Annotated in this window: 20 protein-coding genes; 11 read left to right on the plus strand and 9 right to left on the minus strand. The window is 39.0% G+C overall.

Translation table 11 applies throughout. The annotated features are described in order from the left end of the window. Positions 1-256: 256 nt before the first annotated feature. From B2W36_RS14040 to B2W36_RS14065, 6 genes are all read left to right on the plus strand, one after another. Positions 257-1,585 carry an inositol-3-phosphate synthase gene (locus tag B2W36_RS14040; RefSeq protein ID WP_046675789.1) on the plus strand — a complete coding sequence of 443 codons (1,329 nt, stop codon included), beginning with the start codon at positions 257-259 and terminating at the stop codon, positions 1,583-1,585. Between the two features lie 182 nt (positions 1,586-1,767). Next, positions 1,768-2,478, plus strand: coding sequence for a nucleotidyltransferase family protein (locus tag B2W36_RS14045; protein WP_293888254.1), 711 nt, complete (start codon positions 1,768-1,770; stop codon positions 2,476-2,478). Between the two features lie 4 nt (positions 2,479-2,482). Beyond that, on the plus strand, positions 2,483-3,376 hold the full coding sequence (locus tag B2W36_RS14050; protein WP_293881018.1) for a hypothetical protein: 894 nt from the start codon (positions 2,483-2,485) through the stop codon (positions 3,374-3,376). Next, on the plus strand, positions 3,357-4,310 hold the full coding sequence (locus B2W36_RS14055) for a CDP-alcohol phosphatidyltransferase family protein (RefSeq protein ID WP_293888256.1): 954 nt from the start codon (positions 3,357-3,359) through the stop codon (positions 4,308-4,310). Before B2W36_RS14050 ends, B2W36_RS14055 begins: the two co-directional genes overlap by 20 nt. Then, complete coding sequence (locus B2W36_RS14060) at positions 4,300-5,289, plus strand: lysylphosphatidylglycerol synthase transmembrane domain-containing protein (RefSeq protein WP_209575729.1); 990 nt, start codon at positions 4,300-4,302, stop codon at positions 5,287-5,289. The genes B2W36_RS14055 and B2W36_RS14060 overlap by 11 nt, the downstream gene beginning before the upstream one ends. A 1-nt stretch (position 5,290) precedes the next feature. After that, a complete protein-coding gene (locus B2W36_RS14065) occupies positions 5,291-5,998 on the plus strand; it encodes an HAD family hydrolase (protein WP_293881012.1) in 708 nt (235 codons plus the stop codon). Here B2W36_RS14065 and B2W36_RS14070 read toward each other — a convergent pair. From B2W36_RS14070 to B2W36_RS14100, 7 genes are all read right to left on the minus strand, one after another. After that, entirely contained in the window at positions 5,981-6,871 is an 891-nt protein-coding gene (locus B2W36_RS14070) for a helix-turn-helix domain-containing protein (RefSeq protein ID WP_293881010.1), read from the minus strand. The genes B2W36_RS14065 and B2W36_RS14070 overlap by 18 nt on opposite strands. A gap of 2 nt (positions 6,872-6,873) precedes the next feature. Beyond that, positions 6,874-7,554 (minus strand): M15 family metallopeptidase, encoded by a 681-nt coding sequence (locus tag B2W36_RS14075; RefSeq protein ID WP_293881008.1) that lies wholly within the window; start codon positions 7,552-7,554, stop codon positions 6,874-6,876. A gap of 118 nt (positions 7,555-7,672) precedes the next feature. Then, entirely contained in the window at positions 7,673-9,742 is a 2,070-nt protein-coding gene (gene ppk1, locus B2W36_RS14080; RefSeq protein WP_209575721.1) for a polyphosphate kinase 1, read from the minus strand. Positions 9,743-9,892: 150 nt separating this feature from the next. Further along, positions 9,893-10,270, minus strand: coding sequence for a hypothetical protein (locus B2W36_RS14085; protein WP_209575719.1), 378 nt, complete (start codon positions 10,268-10,270; stop codon positions 9,893-9,895). A 10-nt stretch (positions 10,271-10,280) separates the two neighbouring features. Next, a complete protein-coding gene (locus B2W36_RS14090; RefSeq protein WP_293881002.1) occupies positions 10,281-10,859 on the minus strand; it encodes a DJ-1/PfpI family protein in 579 nt (192 codons plus the stop codon). Positions 10,860-10,936: 77 nt separating this feature from the next. Continuing rightward, positions 10,937-11,500: an NADPH-dependent FMN reductase gene (locus B2W36_RS14095; protein ID WP_209575714.1), complete on the minus strand. Its 564-nt coding sequence runs from the start codon at positions 11,498-11,500 to the stop codon at positions 10,937-10,939. Positions 11,501-11,629: 129 nt separating this feature from the next. Beyond that, positions 11,630-12,577, minus strand: coding sequence for a 1-aminocyclopropane-1-carboxylate deaminase/D-cysteine desulfhydrase (locus B2W36_RS14100; protein ID WP_293880999.1), 948 nt, complete (start codon positions 12,575-12,577; stop codon positions 11,630-11,632). 18 nt (positions 12,578-12,595) lie between these two features. Between B2W36_RS14100 and B2W36_RS14105 the strand changes: the two genes are divergently transcribed. Further along, positions 12,596-13,642: an RluA family pseudouridine synthase gene (locus tag B2W36_RS14105; RefSeq protein ID WP_293880997.1), complete on the plus strand. Its 1,047-nt coding sequence runs from the start codon at positions 12,596-12,598 to the stop codon at positions 13,640-13,642. A gap of 19 nt (positions 13,643-13,661) precedes the next feature. Continuing rightward, positions 13,662-14,528 carry an aminotransferase class IV gene (locus B2W36_RS14110; protein WP_293880995.1) on the plus strand — a complete coding sequence of 289 codons (867 nt, stop codon included), beginning with the start codon at positions 13,662-13,664 and terminating at the stop codon, positions 14,526-14,528. A gap of 51 nt (positions 14,529-14,579) precedes the next feature. Here the strand turns inward: B2W36_RS14110 and B2W36_RS14115 are convergent, their stop codons facing one another. Continuing rightward, positions 14,580-15,155 carry an NADPH-dependent FMN reductase gene (locus B2W36_RS14115; RefSeq protein WP_293888258.1) on the minus strand — a complete coding sequence of 192 codons (576 nt, stop codon included), beginning with the start codon at positions 15,153-15,155 and terminating at the stop codon, positions 14,580-14,582. A 217-nt stretch (positions 15,156-15,372) separates the two neighbouring features. Between B2W36_RS14115 and B2W36_RS14120 the strand changes: the two genes are divergently transcribed. Further along, positions 15,373-15,885: a hypothetical protein gene (locus tag B2W36_RS14120; protein ID WP_293880991.1), complete on the plus strand. Its 513-nt coding sequence runs from the start codon at positions 15,373-15,375 to the stop codon at positions 15,883-15,885. Positions 15,886-16,097: 212 nt separating this feature from the next. Beyond that, a complete protein-coding gene (locus B2W36_RS14125) occupies positions 16,098-17,048 on the plus strand; it encodes a polysaccharide deacetylase family protein (RefSeq protein ID WP_293888259.1) in 951 nt (316 codons plus the stop codon). 87 nt (positions 17,049-17,135) lie between these two features. Here the strand turns inward: B2W36_RS14125 and B2W36_RS14130 are convergent, their stop codons facing one another. Beyond that, positions 17,136-17,717 carry a PhnA domain-containing protein gene (locus B2W36_RS14130; RefSeq protein ID WP_209575703.1) on the minus strand — a complete coding sequence of 194 codons (582 nt, stop codon included), beginning with the start codon at positions 17,715-17,717 and terminating at the stop codon, positions 17,136-17,138. Positions 17,718-17,997: 280 nt separating this feature from the next. On the opposite strand from B2W36_RS14130, the gene B2W36_RS14135 reads away from it, so the two are divergent. Beyond that, positions 17,998-18,867: a KPN_02809 family neutral zinc metallopeptidase gene (locus B2W36_RS14135; RefSeq protein ID WP_293888262.1), complete on the plus strand. Its 870-nt coding sequence runs from the start codon at positions 17,998-18,000 to the stop codon at positions 18,865-18,867. The last annotated feature ends 84 nt before the right edge of the window (positions 18,868-18,951 follow it).

Raw genomic sequence — 18,951 nt, forward strand, 5'->3', positions numbered from 1 at the left:
TTAGTAGGAGGTTATTTTTCGATTGACATGTATAGCTAAAATCATTAAATCTCAGCGAGATGGTGTGATTTAATACGAATAATAATTGTTTTTCAGGTTATTTATTTCGGTTTCAAATCGCATTATTATCGATACTTTTCACGATTTTTATAAATATAATGCCAAGTGGTATGAATTATGTTTTTTTAAGCTAATTTTAAGAATTATTTTATCATAATACATCAATTAAATAACAATTTAAGTATATAGAATTAATATGGGACAACAAGTGAAAGATGCCAATGGGAAATTGGGTATTCTTATTCCGGGATTAGGTGCTGTGGCTACAACATTGATCGCTGGTGTGGCATCTATAAACAAAGGTTTTTCAAAACCAATCGGATCTGTTTCTCAATTGAGCAGAATTCGTCTGGGTAAACGCACTGAGAACAGAAATCCATTAATTAAAGATTTCGTCCCTTTAGCAAAATTGGAAGATGTAGTTTTTGGCGGATGGGACGTATATGAAGATAACGTATACGAGGCTGCGTCAAAAGCACAGGTATTGGAGCAAGGTCAATTGGATGCTGTTAAAGCTGAATTGGAGGCTATCCAACCAATGAAGGCTGTGTTTGATCGTAATTTTGTTAAAAATTTAGATGGAACACACATCAAATCTGAAAAAACTCGTCGTGAATTGGCAGATGCCGTACAACGAGATATTCGTGAATTTAAAGAGAAAAATGGATTAGACCGCGTCGTATTGGTATGGTGTGGCTCTACAGAACGTTATATTGAAACGAACGAAGCTTTTTCAACATTAGCTAAATTGGAAGAGGCTTTGGATAATGACGATCAGCGCATTCCGCCAAGCATGATTTATTGTTATGCGGCTTTAAAAGAAGGTGCTCCTTATGTCAATGGTGCACCAAATTTAACGTGTGATGTTCCGGCAATCGTTGAGCTAGCTCACGAAAACGGGGTAGCTATTGCAGGTAAAGACTTTAAAACAGGTCAAACATTAATGAAAACAATCGTAGCACCAGGTCTTCAGGCAAGAGCTTTAGGTGTTGAAGGTTGGTTCTCGACCAACATCTTGGGCAACCGCGATGGATTGGTATTAGATGACCCTGAAAATTTCAAAACAAAAGAAGTCTCTAAATTATCGGTATTGGAAGAAATTTTAGATGCGAAAAAGAATCCGGAGTTGTACGGTGACCTTTATCACAAAGTGCGCATCAATTATTATCCTCCTCATGGTGATAATAAAGAGTCTTGGGACAACATTGATATCTTCGGTTGGTTGGGCTACAAGATGCAGATTAAGATCAATTTCTTGTGCCGTGATTCAATTTTAGCAGCTCCAGTTGCGTTGGATTTAGCACTTTTTATCGATTTGGCTCAACGTGCAGGTATGTCAGGTATTCAAGAGTGGTTGTCATTTTACTTGAAATCGCCTCAAACGGCTCCAGGTTTACCTCCAGAACATGATATCTTCAAACAATTGATGAAATTGCAAAATACCTTGCGTCACATTATGGGTGAAGATTTAATCACGCACTTGGGATTGGATTATTACCAAGAGCTCGTAGATAGCATTCAATAAGCGACCTTAATAAGATGGGGGAAACAATTGTTAAAGACAGTTTTTCCCCTTTTTCTTCAACACCATTGATGCGGTTGAAGACTTGATATAACCCTCTGTAGGCTTTTGTGTTTATCAACGCTGAGCGAGTGACGGGGGTTTTGCTTTTTTTAATAAATGATTTTATTTTGCAATTAGAAGAGATGGAATTTGCTATCATAGCAGCGGGAGAAGGTTCTCGATTGCGAAAGGAGGGATTCAATTTACCGAAACCCTTGCTACCATTACATGGAGTTCCATTAATTGAACGATTGATTCGCATATTTGCCAAAGAAGGAGCACAAAAGGTTCATGTCATCATCAATAAACAATCTCCGGAATTGAAATTGTTTTTGGAAAAAACGACTTTTGAGTTACCTATTGTGCTGCTAGAGGAAGATACTGAAAGTTCCTTGCACAGTTTTGCTTTGCTTGTTAAAAACAATCCTGATTGGTCTTCCTGTTGTCTTACGACAACCGATACGGTCTTTAAGCCACATGAATTTCATGCCTATTTAGATGATTTTCATCACCATAAAAATGCAGATGCTTTTATGGCTGTTACCCCTTTTATTGATGACGAGAGCCCTTTGTATGTCAATACCAACCAACAACTTGAGGTGGAAGCTTTCTTAGATAGAGCGACACCAGAAACGAGATATGTTTCTGGCGGAATTTATTGTTTTCGTAAAGCCGCCATGGATTGTGCATTAAGTTCCGTTGCTGCTGGAAATTCGAGAATGCGTAATTTTCAGCGTGCGTTACTGGAAAATAGTTTGAAAGTTGAAGCATTTGTGTTTGAAAAAGTCGTCGACATTGATCATCTAAAAGATCGAGAAGTCGCAGAACAATTTTTGAGTGAGGAAGTTAGTTAGAAAAATGAGCGAGATGATTTCTATTTTAGGCGTAACTCGAAAAAATCGCTTTTCACCCAATCATGTGGGGAATGACGCCGCTATATTCAATGAAGTAATTTTAAAACTGAACGAAAAAGGTGCTTCAGTCGAAATTTGTAATGAAGATGAATTTTTGTCTTTGGCAACCATAAAGCAAGATAATATCTTAACGATGGGGAGAACAAAGACTTTAGTCAAAAAGTTGCAATCGCTTCAAAGCAAAGGTACCTATGTTTTGAATTCGGGTTTTGGAATTGAAAATTGCTATCGTAAGAATATGACACTTAAACTTTTGGAAGGCGGAGTTCCTTATCCCAAAAGCATTGTGATATCTACTGTAGCAGACATTCAATCTATTTTTGAGAAATTGAAAGGGAAGGGGGTGTGGATTAAGCGTGGCGATTTTCATGCTATTCATAAAGAAGATGTTACGTTTGCCAGTAGCCTGAAAGAAGCTCAACATATCTTGAATGAATATGCGCTCCGTGGAATTAAAGAAGCTGTAATTTCTGAACATCTTGCCGGAGACTTATTGAAGTTTTATGCTGTACGCGGAACAGCGTTCTTTTATTATTTCTACCCCTATGAACACAATCATCATAAATATGATTTGTACGAGCAAATTAATGATGAGGTGGTACATTTTCCTTTTGACCTAGCAAATTTAAAAGAAGTCGCTAATCGTGCGGCTGAAGTCCTTGATGTATATATCTACGGCGGCGATGTGATTATTGATGCCAATGGAGATTTCCATATTATAGATTTAAATGACTGGCCAAGTTTTGCGCCATGCCGGGCCGAGGCCGCAGAGGCTATTGCCCAAATGGTTTACCATAAATTTACTGAAAAGAACCACAATGCAGAAAGAACAAGTTAATGTAACCGAAGAAGCAAATTTGAGTGCATTCGAACAATCTTTAAAATCTAATGATACAGAAGAGCGAATTGACATCTGGTTTTATCGACCTATTGGTTATCGTATCGCAAAAGTATGTGCTAAAATAGGCATTACACCTAATGCGGTGACGATTATTAGTATCTTCTTTGGTGTTGCTGCGGGTATTTTATTCTATTACCCAGCGCTGTGGATTAATGTAATTGGTATGCTTTTACTGGTTTTTGCCAATTCTTTAGACAGTGCCGATGGACAGCTGGCAAGAATGACAGACAACAAAAGTCGTTTTGGCCGTATCTTGGATGGTTTTGCCGGTGATTTTTGGTTTGCTTCGATTCATATAGCAATCTGTTTACGCAGTATCAATGAGGGATGGTCACAATGGTTATGGGTCTTTTGTGTGCTTGCAGGTGTATCGCATATGATTCAGTCAGCAATGGCCGATTATTACCGCAATGTTCACCTGTATTTTATAAAAGGTAAAGCCGGAAGTGAGCTGGACAATACCCGTGATTTGAAAGCGGACTATGAAGCCTTATCCTGGCGTAAGAATTTCTTTAGCAAATTTGTGCTGAATGGCTATGTGGGCTATACGCGAAACCAAGAAAAGCTTTCTCCCAAATTGCAAAAACTATTGCATATTGTGAAGAGTCGCTATAAAGATGAACTGCCACAACAATTGATGGTAGATTTTAGAGCGCGGAACAAGCCATTGATGAAATATACCAATATTGTACAGTTCAACACCCGGGTGATTTTCCTATTTGTTTGGTTGTTTATCGGTCAGCCTTGGATTTATTTTTTCTTTGATATGTTTGTCTTAAATCCAATATTAATCTATATGTGTAACCGGCAGGAGAAAGTAAGTGGTTATTTTGTGGATAAATTAACAAATGATCCAACCTATGGGGAGTAAGATCTACAAAGTACTCTTTATGCTGATTGGTATAGGTACACTTGCCTATATGATTCAGGCAATGGGCATTGATGAGATTTGGAACAACCTCGAAAATATAGGATGGTGGTTTTTGCCTGTACTTGGCAGTTGGGCGGTACTCTATTGGATGAATGCAATGGCATTTAAGGCAATTATTGAAGAGCCCGAATTACCTCAGACGGACGTGCCTTTTTGGAAGGTGTTACAACTGACGATATCTGGTTATGCAATCAATTATATCACGCCATTTGTCGCCTTAGGGGGAGAACCCTATCGTATTATTGAACTCAAAAAATATGTGGGAGGCTCGAAGGCTGGTTCTTCGGTACTGTTGTATGGCGTCATGCACATCTTGTCCCATATTTTATTTTGGGTAGCTTCTGTTTTCCTCATCCTTTGGTTTGTACCGGCCAGTACGATGGTGAATGTGGCCTGTGCTGCGATTTTTGTAATGGCTATTATTTGTACTTGGCTATTTACAAAATTTTATAAGAAGGGAATTACAGTTTCGCTTTTGAAAGCATTGTCTAAATTACCTTTGGTCGGTAAAAAAGTCAATCATTTGTTGGAAACGAAGTATGAAACCTTAAATGATGTGGATCAGCAGGTGAAAAACCTTTTTCAAAATCGCCGCGACCGTTTCTACAAAGCTCTTTTCTGGGAGTTTGTAGCACGGGTAGTGGGGTGTTTTGAGATTTATTTCATTGGTTTAGCACTAGATATCAATATTGATTTTGTTGATGCCATGATCATTAGCTCAGGTTCTTCATTATTTGCCAATCTGGTGTTTTTCTTCCCCATGCAATTGGGGACTCGGGAGGGCGGATTAGCCATGGCTGTGATGAGTATAGGATTGCCCGCTAAAGTCGGTATTTTTATGGGCGTTGTCACGCGAATTAGAGAAATTGTATGGATTATGATCGGCTTGGGTTGGATGAGTTTAGTAAAAAAGAAATAAAATGAATAAGTTTAACGTTAAGGGAATTATTTTTGATTATGGTGGAACCTTGGATACGAATGGTGGTCATTGGGGAGCCGTTATCTGGTCGGGTTATGAGAAATACGAGGTTCCTGTAAATTTGAACGCTTTTCAGGAAGCCTATAGTTACGCAGAACGTCAAATGGCTTTACAGCCGATTATTAAGCCGGACTTTGATTTTTTAGCGGTACTGAAGGCAAAGCTTAATGTACAATTTGAATACCTTATTGCTGCGGGATACGAACTGGATAAAACATTAGCTGATAAAATTGCATTTGATGGCTACTCCCTCGCGAAGAATACAGTTAATCAGGTGAAGCCGCTTCTAATTTCACTGCGTGAAAAATATCCAATTGTCATGGTTTCCAACTTTTATGGCAATCTGAAATCTGTCCTCGCCGATTTTGGTATCTTACCTTATTTTCAGTCCGTTGTGGAATCTGCCGTTGTCGGTGTACGCAAACCTGATCCTGCAATCTATGCATTAGGTGTCGACAAATTAGGACTTCCTGCCCAAGAAATTGTTGTCGTAGGTGATTCGTATAGCAAAGATATGGTTCCGGCTAAAGCCGTTGGATGTCAAACCTTATGGTTGAGAGGACAGACTTGGGGCGAAGATAAACTGCAGGATACTTCTGCTGCAGATCAGCAGTTTACAAGTATCTTCGATTTAATCGACTTTGTTTAAATAGAGGTTCTGACGAAATTCTTTAGGCGAGATACCAACATTTCGCTTAAAGAATTTACCGAAAAAAGACTGATCCGAGAAGTGTAATTTCATTGCAATTTCGCGCATCGGAAGCCCTTGGCAAAGTAAAGACTTTGCTTCTTCCACCAAGACATTCTGAATAAGTTCTATTGCTGATTTTCCAGTAAGCTCCTTGGTAATTACCGAAAGATGCTTCGCCGTGATACCGAGTTCCACGGCATAAAACTGAACCATGTGTTCTTTGTGAAATGACTTTTTGAGCAGCAGGTAAAAATTTGCCAGTATTTCTCGTTTCCGCGAAGGAATAGCAGGAGTATTTCGAAGGTTTTGGCTTCCTAATCGAGCGATTTCACAAAATAGTATTTCTGTTAAAGACTTTACAATCTGATTTTTGAATAGGTAGGTAGATGCTTGCCGATCATAATGAATAAACTGCTTGAATAAGTTAGACAGGTTGATCGCATCTTGATTCGATAGCGACCAGATATAACTATCGTTGATGGCCAGCGATTTTTTCGTTACCTCAAAAAAATCCTCCTGAAAGTCCAATTTGAAGCTGAAATCCAATGTAAAGAAAAGCAAATACACTTCACAGTCCCAAGATTTGGCGACCGAAGAGCTATTGACTCTCGATGATGGACTGGTTAACAATAGGTGATTTTGGGCCACCTGTATGCGTTCATTATTAATGATAAAAGAAGTTTCACCCTTTTTTATTAAACAGAGCGAATAGAGTTCACCCTTTTTTAGGATGTGCTGCTGCTCAGAGCTGAACACAGGCTTTGATTTGTTGCCTTTAAAATGAAAAACATAAAAGCCCTTATTTTCGAATGGTATTTCCTTCACAGACATGTTTACTTCACGATAAAATCAAAATAAGTTTTACGATAAGGTTCATTTTGCAACGTATAATGCCACCATTCTTTATCGTAAGCTTTAAACCCAAATTTAGCCATAGCTTCTTTTAGAATTTTTCTATTTTTTTTCTGTTGTGCCGTTAGATTTGCATATTGATGGTGTGACACGGCTCCGAAAAAATCGAACGGCCCGCCCATATCAATCTCTTTTTTATCTTTCAGGCGAATGATCGTAAGATCTACTGTACTGCCACGGCTATGGCCTGATTTGGAGGCAATAAACCCGAGCTTAAACAAATTCTTCTTATCAAGATGTGGATAAAACTCTCTTTTTGCAATGGTGTCGTCAGTTTTTAATGACCATGACTTGAAGTTGTCAACAGCGCGCTGTGGACGGTAGGCATCAAATATTTTCAAGCCCAAACCTTTTTTATTTAAATGGTTTTCGACCTGCTGCAGTGCGAAGGCTGCCCGCTTAGTTAAAATCGCAACAGGCTTCTCATAACCCCGTATTGGTCTTCCTGTAAAGTTGTGACTGCCGAAATAACGCATTTCCAAGCTAACATTAGGAATAATGTCCTTGACGTATACAAAATCTAATGGTATGCTTTTTTCCTGTGCACAGATGAATGAACTGAAAAAGCTTAAACCAAGGGCAAGACACAAGTTGATTTTCATGGAATGAAGATACAACTTGTGCCTGAATTAATATAATAAAACATTGATTCTCGTCCGTATGGAAAGCATCCGCCAATTTCAGTGTATTGATCCGTTTGCTGTTAGATAGAAAGCCCGCTTAATGATCAGCTAATTTTTTTTTCAGGTAATTGTATATTTCAATTTGTGACCGGCATGGCGCCTTGTTATTCTCGACATAATGATTACTCAGCGAATTGTTTAGTATCCGTGCTTTGACATTATCATTAAGCTGAATTTGAAGCATTTCTTTTAAATCCTCCTTTATTTTTTTGCTTGTTATTTTTACGGCTGCTTCAATACGATGATCCAGGTTTCTTGTCATCCAGTCTGCTGACGAAATAAATAGCTGCTCCCGGCCAGCGTTGTAAAAATACATCACACGTGCATGTTCTAGATATTCGTCTACTATTGAAATGGCATTCATCTGCAGTTTAAAATTCTTCTGGTTTGTTGCGCAGTAGATTCCCCTGATAATTAGGTCTATTTTAACACCAGCCGTTGCCGCATCGTAGAGCTTTTTAATCATTTCCTTGTCGCTCAATGAATTTACCTTCACAATGAGGTATGCTTTTCGGCCTGCTTTGGCTTCTGTAATTTCTTGGTCGATGTAATGGAGCAGCTCTTTGCGCATATCCGTTGGGCATACCAAAAGGCTTTTACAATTTTTGATAATTTCAGCGGGGTTTGATTTAGGACGTCGAAGGTAATTGAAAATCTTATTGATATCGGCAATCACATCTCTGTTACTTGTTAAGAGGCAATAGTCTCCATATAATTTTGCTGTTTTTTCATTGATATTTCCTGTACTGACAAACCCATATTGGATGGTTTTCATGCCAGCACGTTTTTTTATCACACATAGTTTTGCATGTACTTTTTTATTTGGGATACCAGTCAATACTTTAATGCCCTCCAATTCGAGTTTTTCCTTCCAGTCCAAGTTATTTTCCTCATCAAATCTTGCACGGAGTTCGAGCATCACGGTGACTTCTTTTCCATTGCGGGCGGCATTGATCAAGGCATTTGCAATTTTTGAATTTGAAGCTAAGCGGTATGCTGTAATCTGGATGGTCTTCACATCCGGATCCATTGCTGCCTCACGAAGAAGGTCAATAATCGGTCTAAACTCATGATATGGAAAGGAGAGAAGCACATCCTTTTTTAATACAGTATCCGTTACCCGCTCGTAATTTTGAAAATTAGGATGCGGAAACGACGTTCTTTCCAGTGGTTGATTGTAGGATTTAAATACATTTGGAAAGTCCATAAAGTGTTTAAAGTTGTGTATTTTCTGCCCTGGAATGATGCTGTCTTTTTTGGATAGGTTAAGTTTTTTGATCAAGAATTCCACCAACTTGGTGTTCATTTCCTGGTCGAATATAAAGCGTGTGGGTTTACCTTTTCGCCTATTTTTTACCCCTTTGCTAATTTTTTCAACAAGGCTTGTATTGATGTCGTTGTCAATGTCAAATTCGGCGTCTTTCGTCACTTTAAAGACATGAGCATGGAATACATCGAAACCAAAATAGGAAAATATTAATGGGAGATTAAACTTGATCACATCCTCCAAAAGTATAATGTGCTTTTCATCCTTTGGCGACGGTAACTGTACGAAGCGCCCATTTGAACTTGTAGGAATCTCAATGAGGGCAAATTTCGTTTCATATTGCCATTCCTTTTTGCCCATCGCAATACCTAAATAAAGACTCTTGTCGCGAATATAGGGCATTGGTCGTACGTCATCTAATATTAAGGGGATAACGTTCGATTCGACATCATCCTGGTAATAGTCACTGACAAATTTTTGCTGTTCGACATTCAGTTCTTCGCTGGTTTTAATATAGACATGCTGTTTGGCCATATCTTTTTGAATACGATTCCAGGTACTGTCAAATTTCTTTTGCTGTTTGATTACCCTGATATTGAGTTCTTCGAGGATGAGCTGTGGGTCTTCATAAAATGACTGGTTGGCACTTTTGTCTTTCAGGTCAATAGCTCGCTTTAGTCCAGCGACACGTACACGGAAAAATTCATCAAGGTTATTTGAAAAAATACCTAAAAATTTGATTCTTAAGGGTAAAGGAACCGTCTCGTCCGCAGCTTCTTGGAGCACTCTTCCATTAAAGCTCAACCAACTAACATCTCTAGGAATAAATTTCTTCGCCATAACTAAATATACGTAAATTTAAAAAGCAAAACTATAGCTCTAGCGCGGATAATCGAACTTTTTTGTGTTAACGAATTATTAAGTTATTCCAAAAAAAATCCCCAAAGTTTTATACAAACTTTGGGGATGTGTCTTTCCGTTTGGCAAGGTCTAGTCCTTTTTTCCGTATTTCTTTGAGATTTGAATTGCTTTGAATTTTGTGGTGTCGAAATGCGGTGTATCGATCGATAGACTTGTTGGATAAGGAGCCGTTCGATCGAAGAAGTACACGGTTGTGATACTTCCATAATCATTAACAGGCATGAGCTCAAGACAACCTGTATAGTCTGCATTTAAAACGTCACCCACGGTCACGGCATAGATACGGATAATACCACCTTTATTTTGTTCATTTCTGACAAACGCAACTTCCTTAAAACCTCCCGGTAAGTCTTCAATACTTTTTTGATTGAAGCTATCTTTTAAAATAAATCCCAACAGCACCAAAATTGGTATGACCAAAAGCCATAACCTTTTATTCTTCTTCATTAAAATACCCTTAAATTGTAATTGTTATGCCTAATAATTTGTAAAACTCTTTCAAAATTGCCTGATGTCCTGGCCAGGCGGGAGAAGTGACCAAATTTCCATCCACGACTGCCTGATCCGCAGGAATATTTTTCCATGTGCCGCCAGCCAATTCGATATCCGGACCTACAGCAACATAGGCGGTAAGCGTACGTCCTTCAAGAACCTTTGCTGCCGTTAACACTTGAATGCCATGACATATTGCCGCGACAGGTTTATTGTGCTCAAAGAAGTGTCTTGTAATCTCCAAAACACGTTTGTTGAGTCGGATATATTCTGCCGATCGGCCACCAGCAATATATAGACCATCATAATCTTCAACATTTACCTCATCAAAATCCTTATTGATAGCGAAATTATGTCCGCGCAATTCTTTGTAGGTCTGGTCACCCGTAAAATCATGGACCGCTGTTGGCACCACATCACCGCTTTTTCGGTCTGGTGCAATTGCATCTACAGTTATTCCTATGGAACCCATTGCCTGAAATGGAACCATCGCTTCGTAATCTTCTACAAAGTCTCCTACCAGTAATAATATTTTTTTTGCCATATCAAAAACCTCTTTTAATAGGTTATCAATTTACATATTAAAAGAGGTTTTCACAATGATTATTTGTTAATCTTTTGTCAACCTTGTATCGCTAATTTTTCCGCAAGGATACGTTTTGTCTTTCTTACTTTAGCCTCTAATTGACTTCTTAAGGTTGGATCTATAATCCCTTTACCTTCTTCAAAATTTTTGTGAAATTCAGGAAGAGAGAAAGAATCTAAGATATCCGCACCATCCCAGGTAATTCGGTTGACAGCAGTGTTCAATACCGTTGCACCACCCATTGGACCAGGGGCCGTAGCCAACAAGAAAACAGGTTTGCCGTTGAATAATTTACGATTAGGAATACGCGAAACCCAGTCAACGATATTTTTGTAGGCTGAAGTATACGACCCATTGTGTTCTGCCAAAGAAATCAAAAGAAAATCTGCCGCATCCATTTTAGCAGCAAAGTCATAGGCCAATTGCGGAATGCCTAGCTCGGCTTCTTTATCGTAAGAATAGATAGGCATTTCAAAATGGTTTAGGTCCAGCAGCTCGATGGTGTCTTCTGCTTCTTTGTAGTATTTGGACGTACTTGTAACGAACATTTTGTTGATAGAATTTTTATTGCTTGTGCCTGCAAATGCTAATATTTTCATCGTTATATCATTAATTTAATCTTTATTCCTTTTATTTTCGATCTCTCTTATTTTAAAAGATGGTCAAACTTACAATATAATCGCTAAAAAAAAGTCAATCAAATGTCCTTGTGCGCTATGGAAGTGTATTTATTGATGTAGATCAATAAAATTGAACCGTTCATACATCCCAAGAATCCCTGTTAATCCGCCGGTATGAACCACAAGTATTTTGTCTGCTGGAGTGAAGTAATCATTTTTAATCAGATCATCTAGGGCATAGAGCAATTTGCCGGTATATGTAGGTTCGATCATTATCCCGGTATTTGTTACAAAATTTTGAACAAAAGATAGTAAGTCGGCAGTTGTTTTTGCATATCCTCCAAAATGATAATTGAGATGTAAAATAGGGGGAGCTATGTTGGGGTAAAGTTGATCAACTTCCTCTTGAATAAAGCCACCATTCTTTAAAACAGGTATACCATGCACACGTGTAAGAGCATCTCGTTTATCTATGGCGTTGGCTATTCCGGCCAATGTTGTTCCGGTGCCACAAGCAGTAAAGATATGCTGGTATTCTTGTCGGAGTTCATCGACCAGTTCGGCGCATCCCTTAGCGCCTAAAATACCATAGCCCCCTTCATGAATATAGAAAGTGGTTGGATCCTGACCGAAATATGTTTTGTACAGATTCTCTTTATTTCGGTAAGATTCGCGTTCGACATAAATCAGCTGCATGCCAAAGAGTCGACACATGGCTAAAACAGGGTTGTTGACTCCTTCTTCCCCTCTGACAAAAGCGGTTGTTCTAAACTTAAAGGTCGCTCCGGCGCAGGCTGTAGCTAAAAGATGATTGCTCCAGGCACCACCAAATGTAACAAGATGACTCTTCTGAAGCCGTATTGCTTCCGCTAGATTGTATTTTAATTTGCGCCATTTATTGCCTGAAATAAAAGGATGTATGAGGTCATCCCGCTTAAGCGTTACTTTTACATGCTTCTTCTCCCAAGCGGGGAGATACAATTCAGTTTCGGGACTGTGGATTTTGAACGGCAACATAACATTAAATGAAAACAAATTTAACGAAAATTGTTTCATTTGGTTTATTTTTGTAGCATGACAGAACAAATTGGATTGCAAGATCAGGAAGAACAAGAATTATTTGAACATCTACGGATAGAGGTGGACAAGGGGCAGGCCTTACTCCGCATTGATAAATATCTGATGAACAGAGTCGAAAATGCGACACGGAGTAAAATTCAGCATGCGATAGAAGCAGGTTCTGTCATGGTCAACGGTAAGGAAATCAAGGCGAGCTATAAAGTTAGACCCGATGATGTGATTACATTGGTGTTGCCTGATCCCCCGCGTGATAACGAAGTCTATCCAGAAAATATTCCTTTGGATATCAAATATGAAGATGATGACGTTCTGATTGTGAACAAAGAAGCTGGAATGGTTGTACACCCAGGATATAATAATTATACAGGAACTTTGGTGAATGCGCTCACTTATCATATTCAGCAGTTGCCACAGCTACCAGGAAATTCTGATCGTCCGGGATTAGTACACCGAATTGATAAAGATACTTCTGGGCTATTGGTTATCGCCAAAAATGAAAAGTCCATGGCCTTTTTGGCGAAACAGTTTTTCGACCACAGTATTACACGCAAGTATATCGCCATGGTATGGGGTGATTTAAAAGAAGATGGAACGATAACAGGTTATATTGGACGTCACCTAAAAGACAGACGCATCATGGCGATGTATGATAGTGAAGACAAGGGGCGTTGGTCGGTAACACACTATAAGGTTTTGGAACGCTTAGGTTATGTAACTTTAATCGAATGCCAGCTAGAAACGGGAAGAACACATCAGATCCGTACGCATATGCAGTCTATCGGGCATCCGCTGTTTAACGATGCAATGTATGGTGGAGACAAGATTTTAAAAGGTACCGTGTTTTCAAAGTATAAGCAGTTTGTCGATAACTGTTTTTCTTTGCTGCCTCGTCAAGCTCTTCATGCGCAAGTACTGGGATTTATTCATCCTGCTACAAAAGAAAATATGTACTTTGAAGTACCATACCCTGAAGATTTTCGTTTAGCTTTAGAAAAATGGCGTGGATACGCAGCAAATTCAATGGCTGTAGAAAATGGTTAAAATTTAGAACAGAATTAAGATGCCAACAAACTATATTAATTTCAATGGCAATGTAGTGCCGGAAAATCAGGAAATATTTAGCATTGAGAATAGAGGTTTTCGTTACGGGGATGGATTGTTCGAAACCATGCTCTATAAGGATGGTGATATCCGTTTTCTAAATTTTCATGTCGAACGCTTACAGAAAGGCATGGAATTGATTCATCTGGACGATGCAAATCTTTTCGACGAATTTTTTATTCGTTCGCGTTCCGAAGAATTAATCCGTAAAAATAATATGTTGGGGCAACAGGTCCGTATCCGATTGATCGTATTTAGATCAGGGGGCGGGCTGTATAGTCCGACAAGTAATAAGCCCGGCTTTGTTTTGCAGGTACAACGTCTAGAACCCAATCTGCGTGATAAGAAGGTGGGGCTGATCGTAGGCTTGTACAATGAATTTAAAAAACCGTATAGCGATCTGTCAAAAATTAAGTCTTTAAATGCGCAGATTTATGTTTTGGCCGGTATTTATAAAAAGAAAATGGCCTTTGACGATGTATTGATCCTAAATCAGGAGGGCTACTTATGTGAATCACTGACATCCAATATTTTTGTCTTTTATGAGAAAGTACTTTACACCCCTGCGCTGTCCGAAGGATGTATCGAGGGAGTTATGCGTAGGGTAGTGATGGACATGGCACAAGATGAGGGTATCGAGGTCGTTGAAGCCCAAATAAGCCCCGAAATTATGAAGCGGGCCGACGAGATTTTCTGTACCAATGCTGTACAGGGTGTGCAATGGGTGATGGGATATAAGCAAAAGCGTTATTTCAATAAAATATCCCGTATTCTGCAGGAAAAACTGCTAAACTGGAACTATGATATCAGTGATGAACAAGACTAGTACGATAGCGTCGTGGTGCCAAGAGCAGCGAAAATTAACAAAGGGCGGGAATTAATCCTGCCCTTTGTTAGTTATAAACTGCTCAGCCCATTGCTCAAATGCTTGTTTAAAGCTGTGTAGAAAATCCTTGGTTTCTCCGGATTCAATTTTGCCGTCAGATCCGATACTTGACTCAATATCACCAATATATGCTTCGGGTTGTTGCATTGTCAAGAGATTGACGAATACAAGGGATTGCCGGAGATGGTGATTGGCACCAAAACCGCCTAACGCCCCAATTGAAGAAGATATTACTGCAGCAGGTTTGCCATCCCAATTGTTCTTACCATAAGGTCTTGATCCTACATCAATTGCATTTTTCAACACAGCAGGAACTGAACGGTTATATTCTGCCGTGATAAAGAGCACTGCGTCCAATGCATTAATCTCCTCACGAAATCTTGTATAGCTAGCCGGCGGAGTGCCTTCATCATCGAAATCCTGATTATACAAAGGGAGATCGCCAATATCGATCAGGCTATAGCGAAATTTAGATTCCTCCTGATCAACGATATACTCTGCAATCTTTTTGTTAAACGAGTTTTTTCTTAAGCTACCAACCAATATACCTACGTTATATATGCTCATCGTATTTATTATTAAAGTTTCTATTATCTATTTATTTGAACAACATAGTATCCAATAATGTTTTTACTTTATTGCGAATAATACAGGTGTTCAACCTGTTAATAATGAGTTTTTTATCGATTGGTTAACAAAAATTAACATTTCGATATTAATCTTTTGCATACAGTTTGTTGTCGTATTGTAAAGAAGAAATTACAAACTAAGGGAGGAGTTACTTATGAAAAAATTGCTTTATGCAGCTGCTATCATTGCAGGCCTTTTTACGGCAAATGCTGCCCAGGCGCAAGTCAGTATTCGCGTCAACATCGGAAGTCAGCCTAATTGGGGCCCAGTAGGCTATGATTATGCCCGCTATTATTATATTCCAGAATATAATATGTATTACGATGTGCCCGCGAGATGTTATGTTTATTACGACAATGGCGGCTGGGTAAGGAGAGCTAACCTTCCTAGAAGATATAGACACTATGATTTTTATCGAGTACACAAGGTAGTTATCAACGACCGTACACCGTGGCATCATCACGACCGATATAGAAGTCGTTACGGGGGCTACCGCGGAAGACAGGTAGCCATTCGCGACAGCCATCATGGCGGTGGGTATTCATTTGCGAGCGAGCGCCGCAAAGTGAGCCGCGGACATTCATGGAATGAAGGCCATCGACACGATAGAGGACCTGGTCATCATGGACGCGGTAAGGGGCATGGACCTGGAAAGCACAGGCACTAATTTGTTACATTGAAATACAATCGTTCAATTGAAATACAAGGTCAATTGAAGTACAAAGAAGAATCTATAAGGCCATAGATTCTTCTTTTTTTACGCCCAAATAAATTAAGAAACATAATACCTTGATTCATAAAAATTATCTTAATTTTGCGCTACAATAAACCTACATGAGGCGCATGTAGTCTTCACGATAGGTTTTTGAAACAATAGTAATGCGTAAGTTAATTTTTGTAATGAGAAAAGGGATTCGTTTAGGTGCTGTATGGATAGGTTTGGGGATAGTTAGTTTAGGATTATATGCCTGTGATCAAGGAGGGAAGAGCAAGGTTCAAAATGGTGATACTACGGATGATTCCATCCCGGCCGTAAAAGATAGTTTAGTTACAGTGCAGGACTCGATCAGTAACGTGGATTCCTTACAAAAAGATACCATTGCTAAAACGGAAGAAGATAAGCCCTTTAAAAGCGCTAAAGATACAACCGTATTATTGACCGATACTGTTTCTCCGCGCTATATATATCTTACTTTTGACGATGGCCCTCTGAATGGAAGTCAGTATCTTGATTCCATTGCAACTGCAAAGGGTATTAAAATCAATACTTTTCTGATTGGACATCATGATAAAATGAGTAAAAAGCTGCACAGCTATACCGAACGTTACAAGAATAATCCTTTAGTTGATTGTTATAACCATAGTTTTTGGCATGCGCACGACAAGTATACTGTATTTTATTCCAATCCGCAGGCTGCTTTTGAGGATTTTGAACATGCTGAGCAATCCTTGGGGCTCGAGCATAAAATCGTGCGATTGCCGGGAAGAAATATTTGGTATATCGGAGACCGTAAGAAAGTTGATTTGAAAACAGGGGGATCAACGGCCGAGTTACTGCATCAAAATGGTTATAAGGTCATTGGTTGGGATTGTGAATGGAAAATTAATGGTGTGACGGGAAAACCAGACTTGTCGGTAAATCAGTTATATACCCAAATGAAGAATCTACTTCGTAAAGGAACGTCGTATACGAAAAACAATGTGGTACTGTTGACACATGATAATATGTACCAGACTAAAAAAGGACAGCGACTTTTATCAGATTTAATCGATAGCCTAAAACAACATCCAAACTATCACTTTGAGTTTGTGCGGAATTATCCCAGATAGTGAGAATAGTTAAAACAAATAAAAAGGTATAAAAGCGAAAGGCTTAAAAAGNNCTTTTTAAGCCTTTCGCTTTTAAAGAGGCAATACTTAGTTTTGTTTACGGAGATATTTGGTTAAAATAACGATCGTCTGACCTTCAATCTTTCCTTCAATCTGCTCAATGTTGTTAGCTACCAATCTGATATTCTTTACAACTGTACCTAACGTGGCTTTAAGAGAAGAGCCTTTTACGTCGAGTGTTTTCGTTAATACAACTGTGTCACCTTCAAAGAGTCTTTGACCAATGCTATCTTCATGAAAAGAAACATAGCCATCATTTTCGTGGTCGCCGGTTTTTTTAGCTTCAGCCAACGTTTCATCGTCCAAATATAAAATATCCAATGCTTCCGATGCCCAGCCTTCATTTTTTAATCGGCTTAACATCCGCCAGCATACAATTTGTACAGCCGGATTTTCAGACCACATCGCATTTGGAAGAAACTTCCAGTCTTCGGGATTTAATTGTTCTGTCTTATTAAGCTGGTTGACTAATTTTTCTGAAATCAGTAAGGTATTGTCCAAATTTGCCGTTATTTCTGGAGGTAGTGTATAGGCAACTAAAGTCAATTCATTGCCCGTTAATTCACATTTTCCGCCAGCTCTCGCCTGTAATTGTTCTTCTAACTTCATATCTTTTTTTTGAAAGTCCAAACTTAACCAAATTTGTTTTGACACGCAATGACCAATATCACGACTTTACTAATTTAGCCGCTTCTATTGCTATTTTAATGCACTGCTTTGGATAATGAACATCTTTCAATACCCGTGAATTTATGGCGTTAAAAAATGTTGGACTGCAAATGCGCTACAATTTTTTTCTTAAAATAAAGCCTTTGTATGTAGAACATTGGTATTGAATTTGTATTAGTCCAGCTTTGGAAACGATTATTAACTATAATTTAGCGATACTATGAAATGGCAAGGAGGAAAACAAAGTGGTAATTTTGAAGACCGCAGGGGGATGTCGGGTGGTGGAAAAATAGCATTAGGTGGAATAGGGGGGATTATTGTTTTAGTCATAGGATTTCTGATGGGAGGAGATCCTACGCAACTTTTACAACAAGCCCAGAATATGGGGGCGCAGACCGAACAGTCGGGGCAGCCACGTGAGCTAAATCCTGAAGAGAAAAGATTAACAGAGTTTTCATTGACTGTGCTCCAAAGCACCGAAGACGTCTGGGCAAAACTATTTAAAGAACAGATGCAGAAAAACTATACACCAACAACACTTGTGTTTTACGATGGTGGAACGCAAACGGACGGTTGCGGTATGGGACAGGCGTCTTATGGCCCTTTCTATTGTCCTGGTGATCAAAAAATTTATCTCGATTTGAGCTTTAGTAAAGAATTGTCAGATAAATTTGGAGCAAAAGGAGAATTTGCGATGGCTTATGTGATAGCGCATGAGGTTGGACATCATATCCAGCAACTGGTTGGACTGTTACCCCAAACCAATGCAGCACGAGGAAAGCTCAGTGAACGAGAAAATAATAAAATCTCTGTCATGACCGAACTACAGGCGGATTTTTATGCAGGCGTATGGGCACATTATCTCAACGAGTATACCGATATAAAAATTGATTATAACGATATTATGGATGGTATGAAAGCTGCTGAAGCGGTCGGCGATGATAAGCTGCAAACAGAAGCACAAGGTTATGCTGTGCCAGAATCATTCACCCATGGGACATCTGCACAGCGTATGGCCTGGTTTAAAAAAGGATATGATTCTGGGGATATGCGATCGGGTAATACCTTTGAGGATCCTAGCCTGAAATAATCGTTGATTTCAATGAGAACACTTGATCACACCATGGTCAAGTGTTTTTTTAGTTCAGTACCGGTAATGCGCAACAATGCTACC

It is taken from the genome of Sphingobacterium sp. UBA3549 (genome assembly GCF_002376635.1).
In the GTDB taxonomy this organism is placed as follows: Bacteria; Bacteroidota; Bacteroidia; order Sphingobacteriales; family Sphingobacteriaceae; genus Sphingobacterium.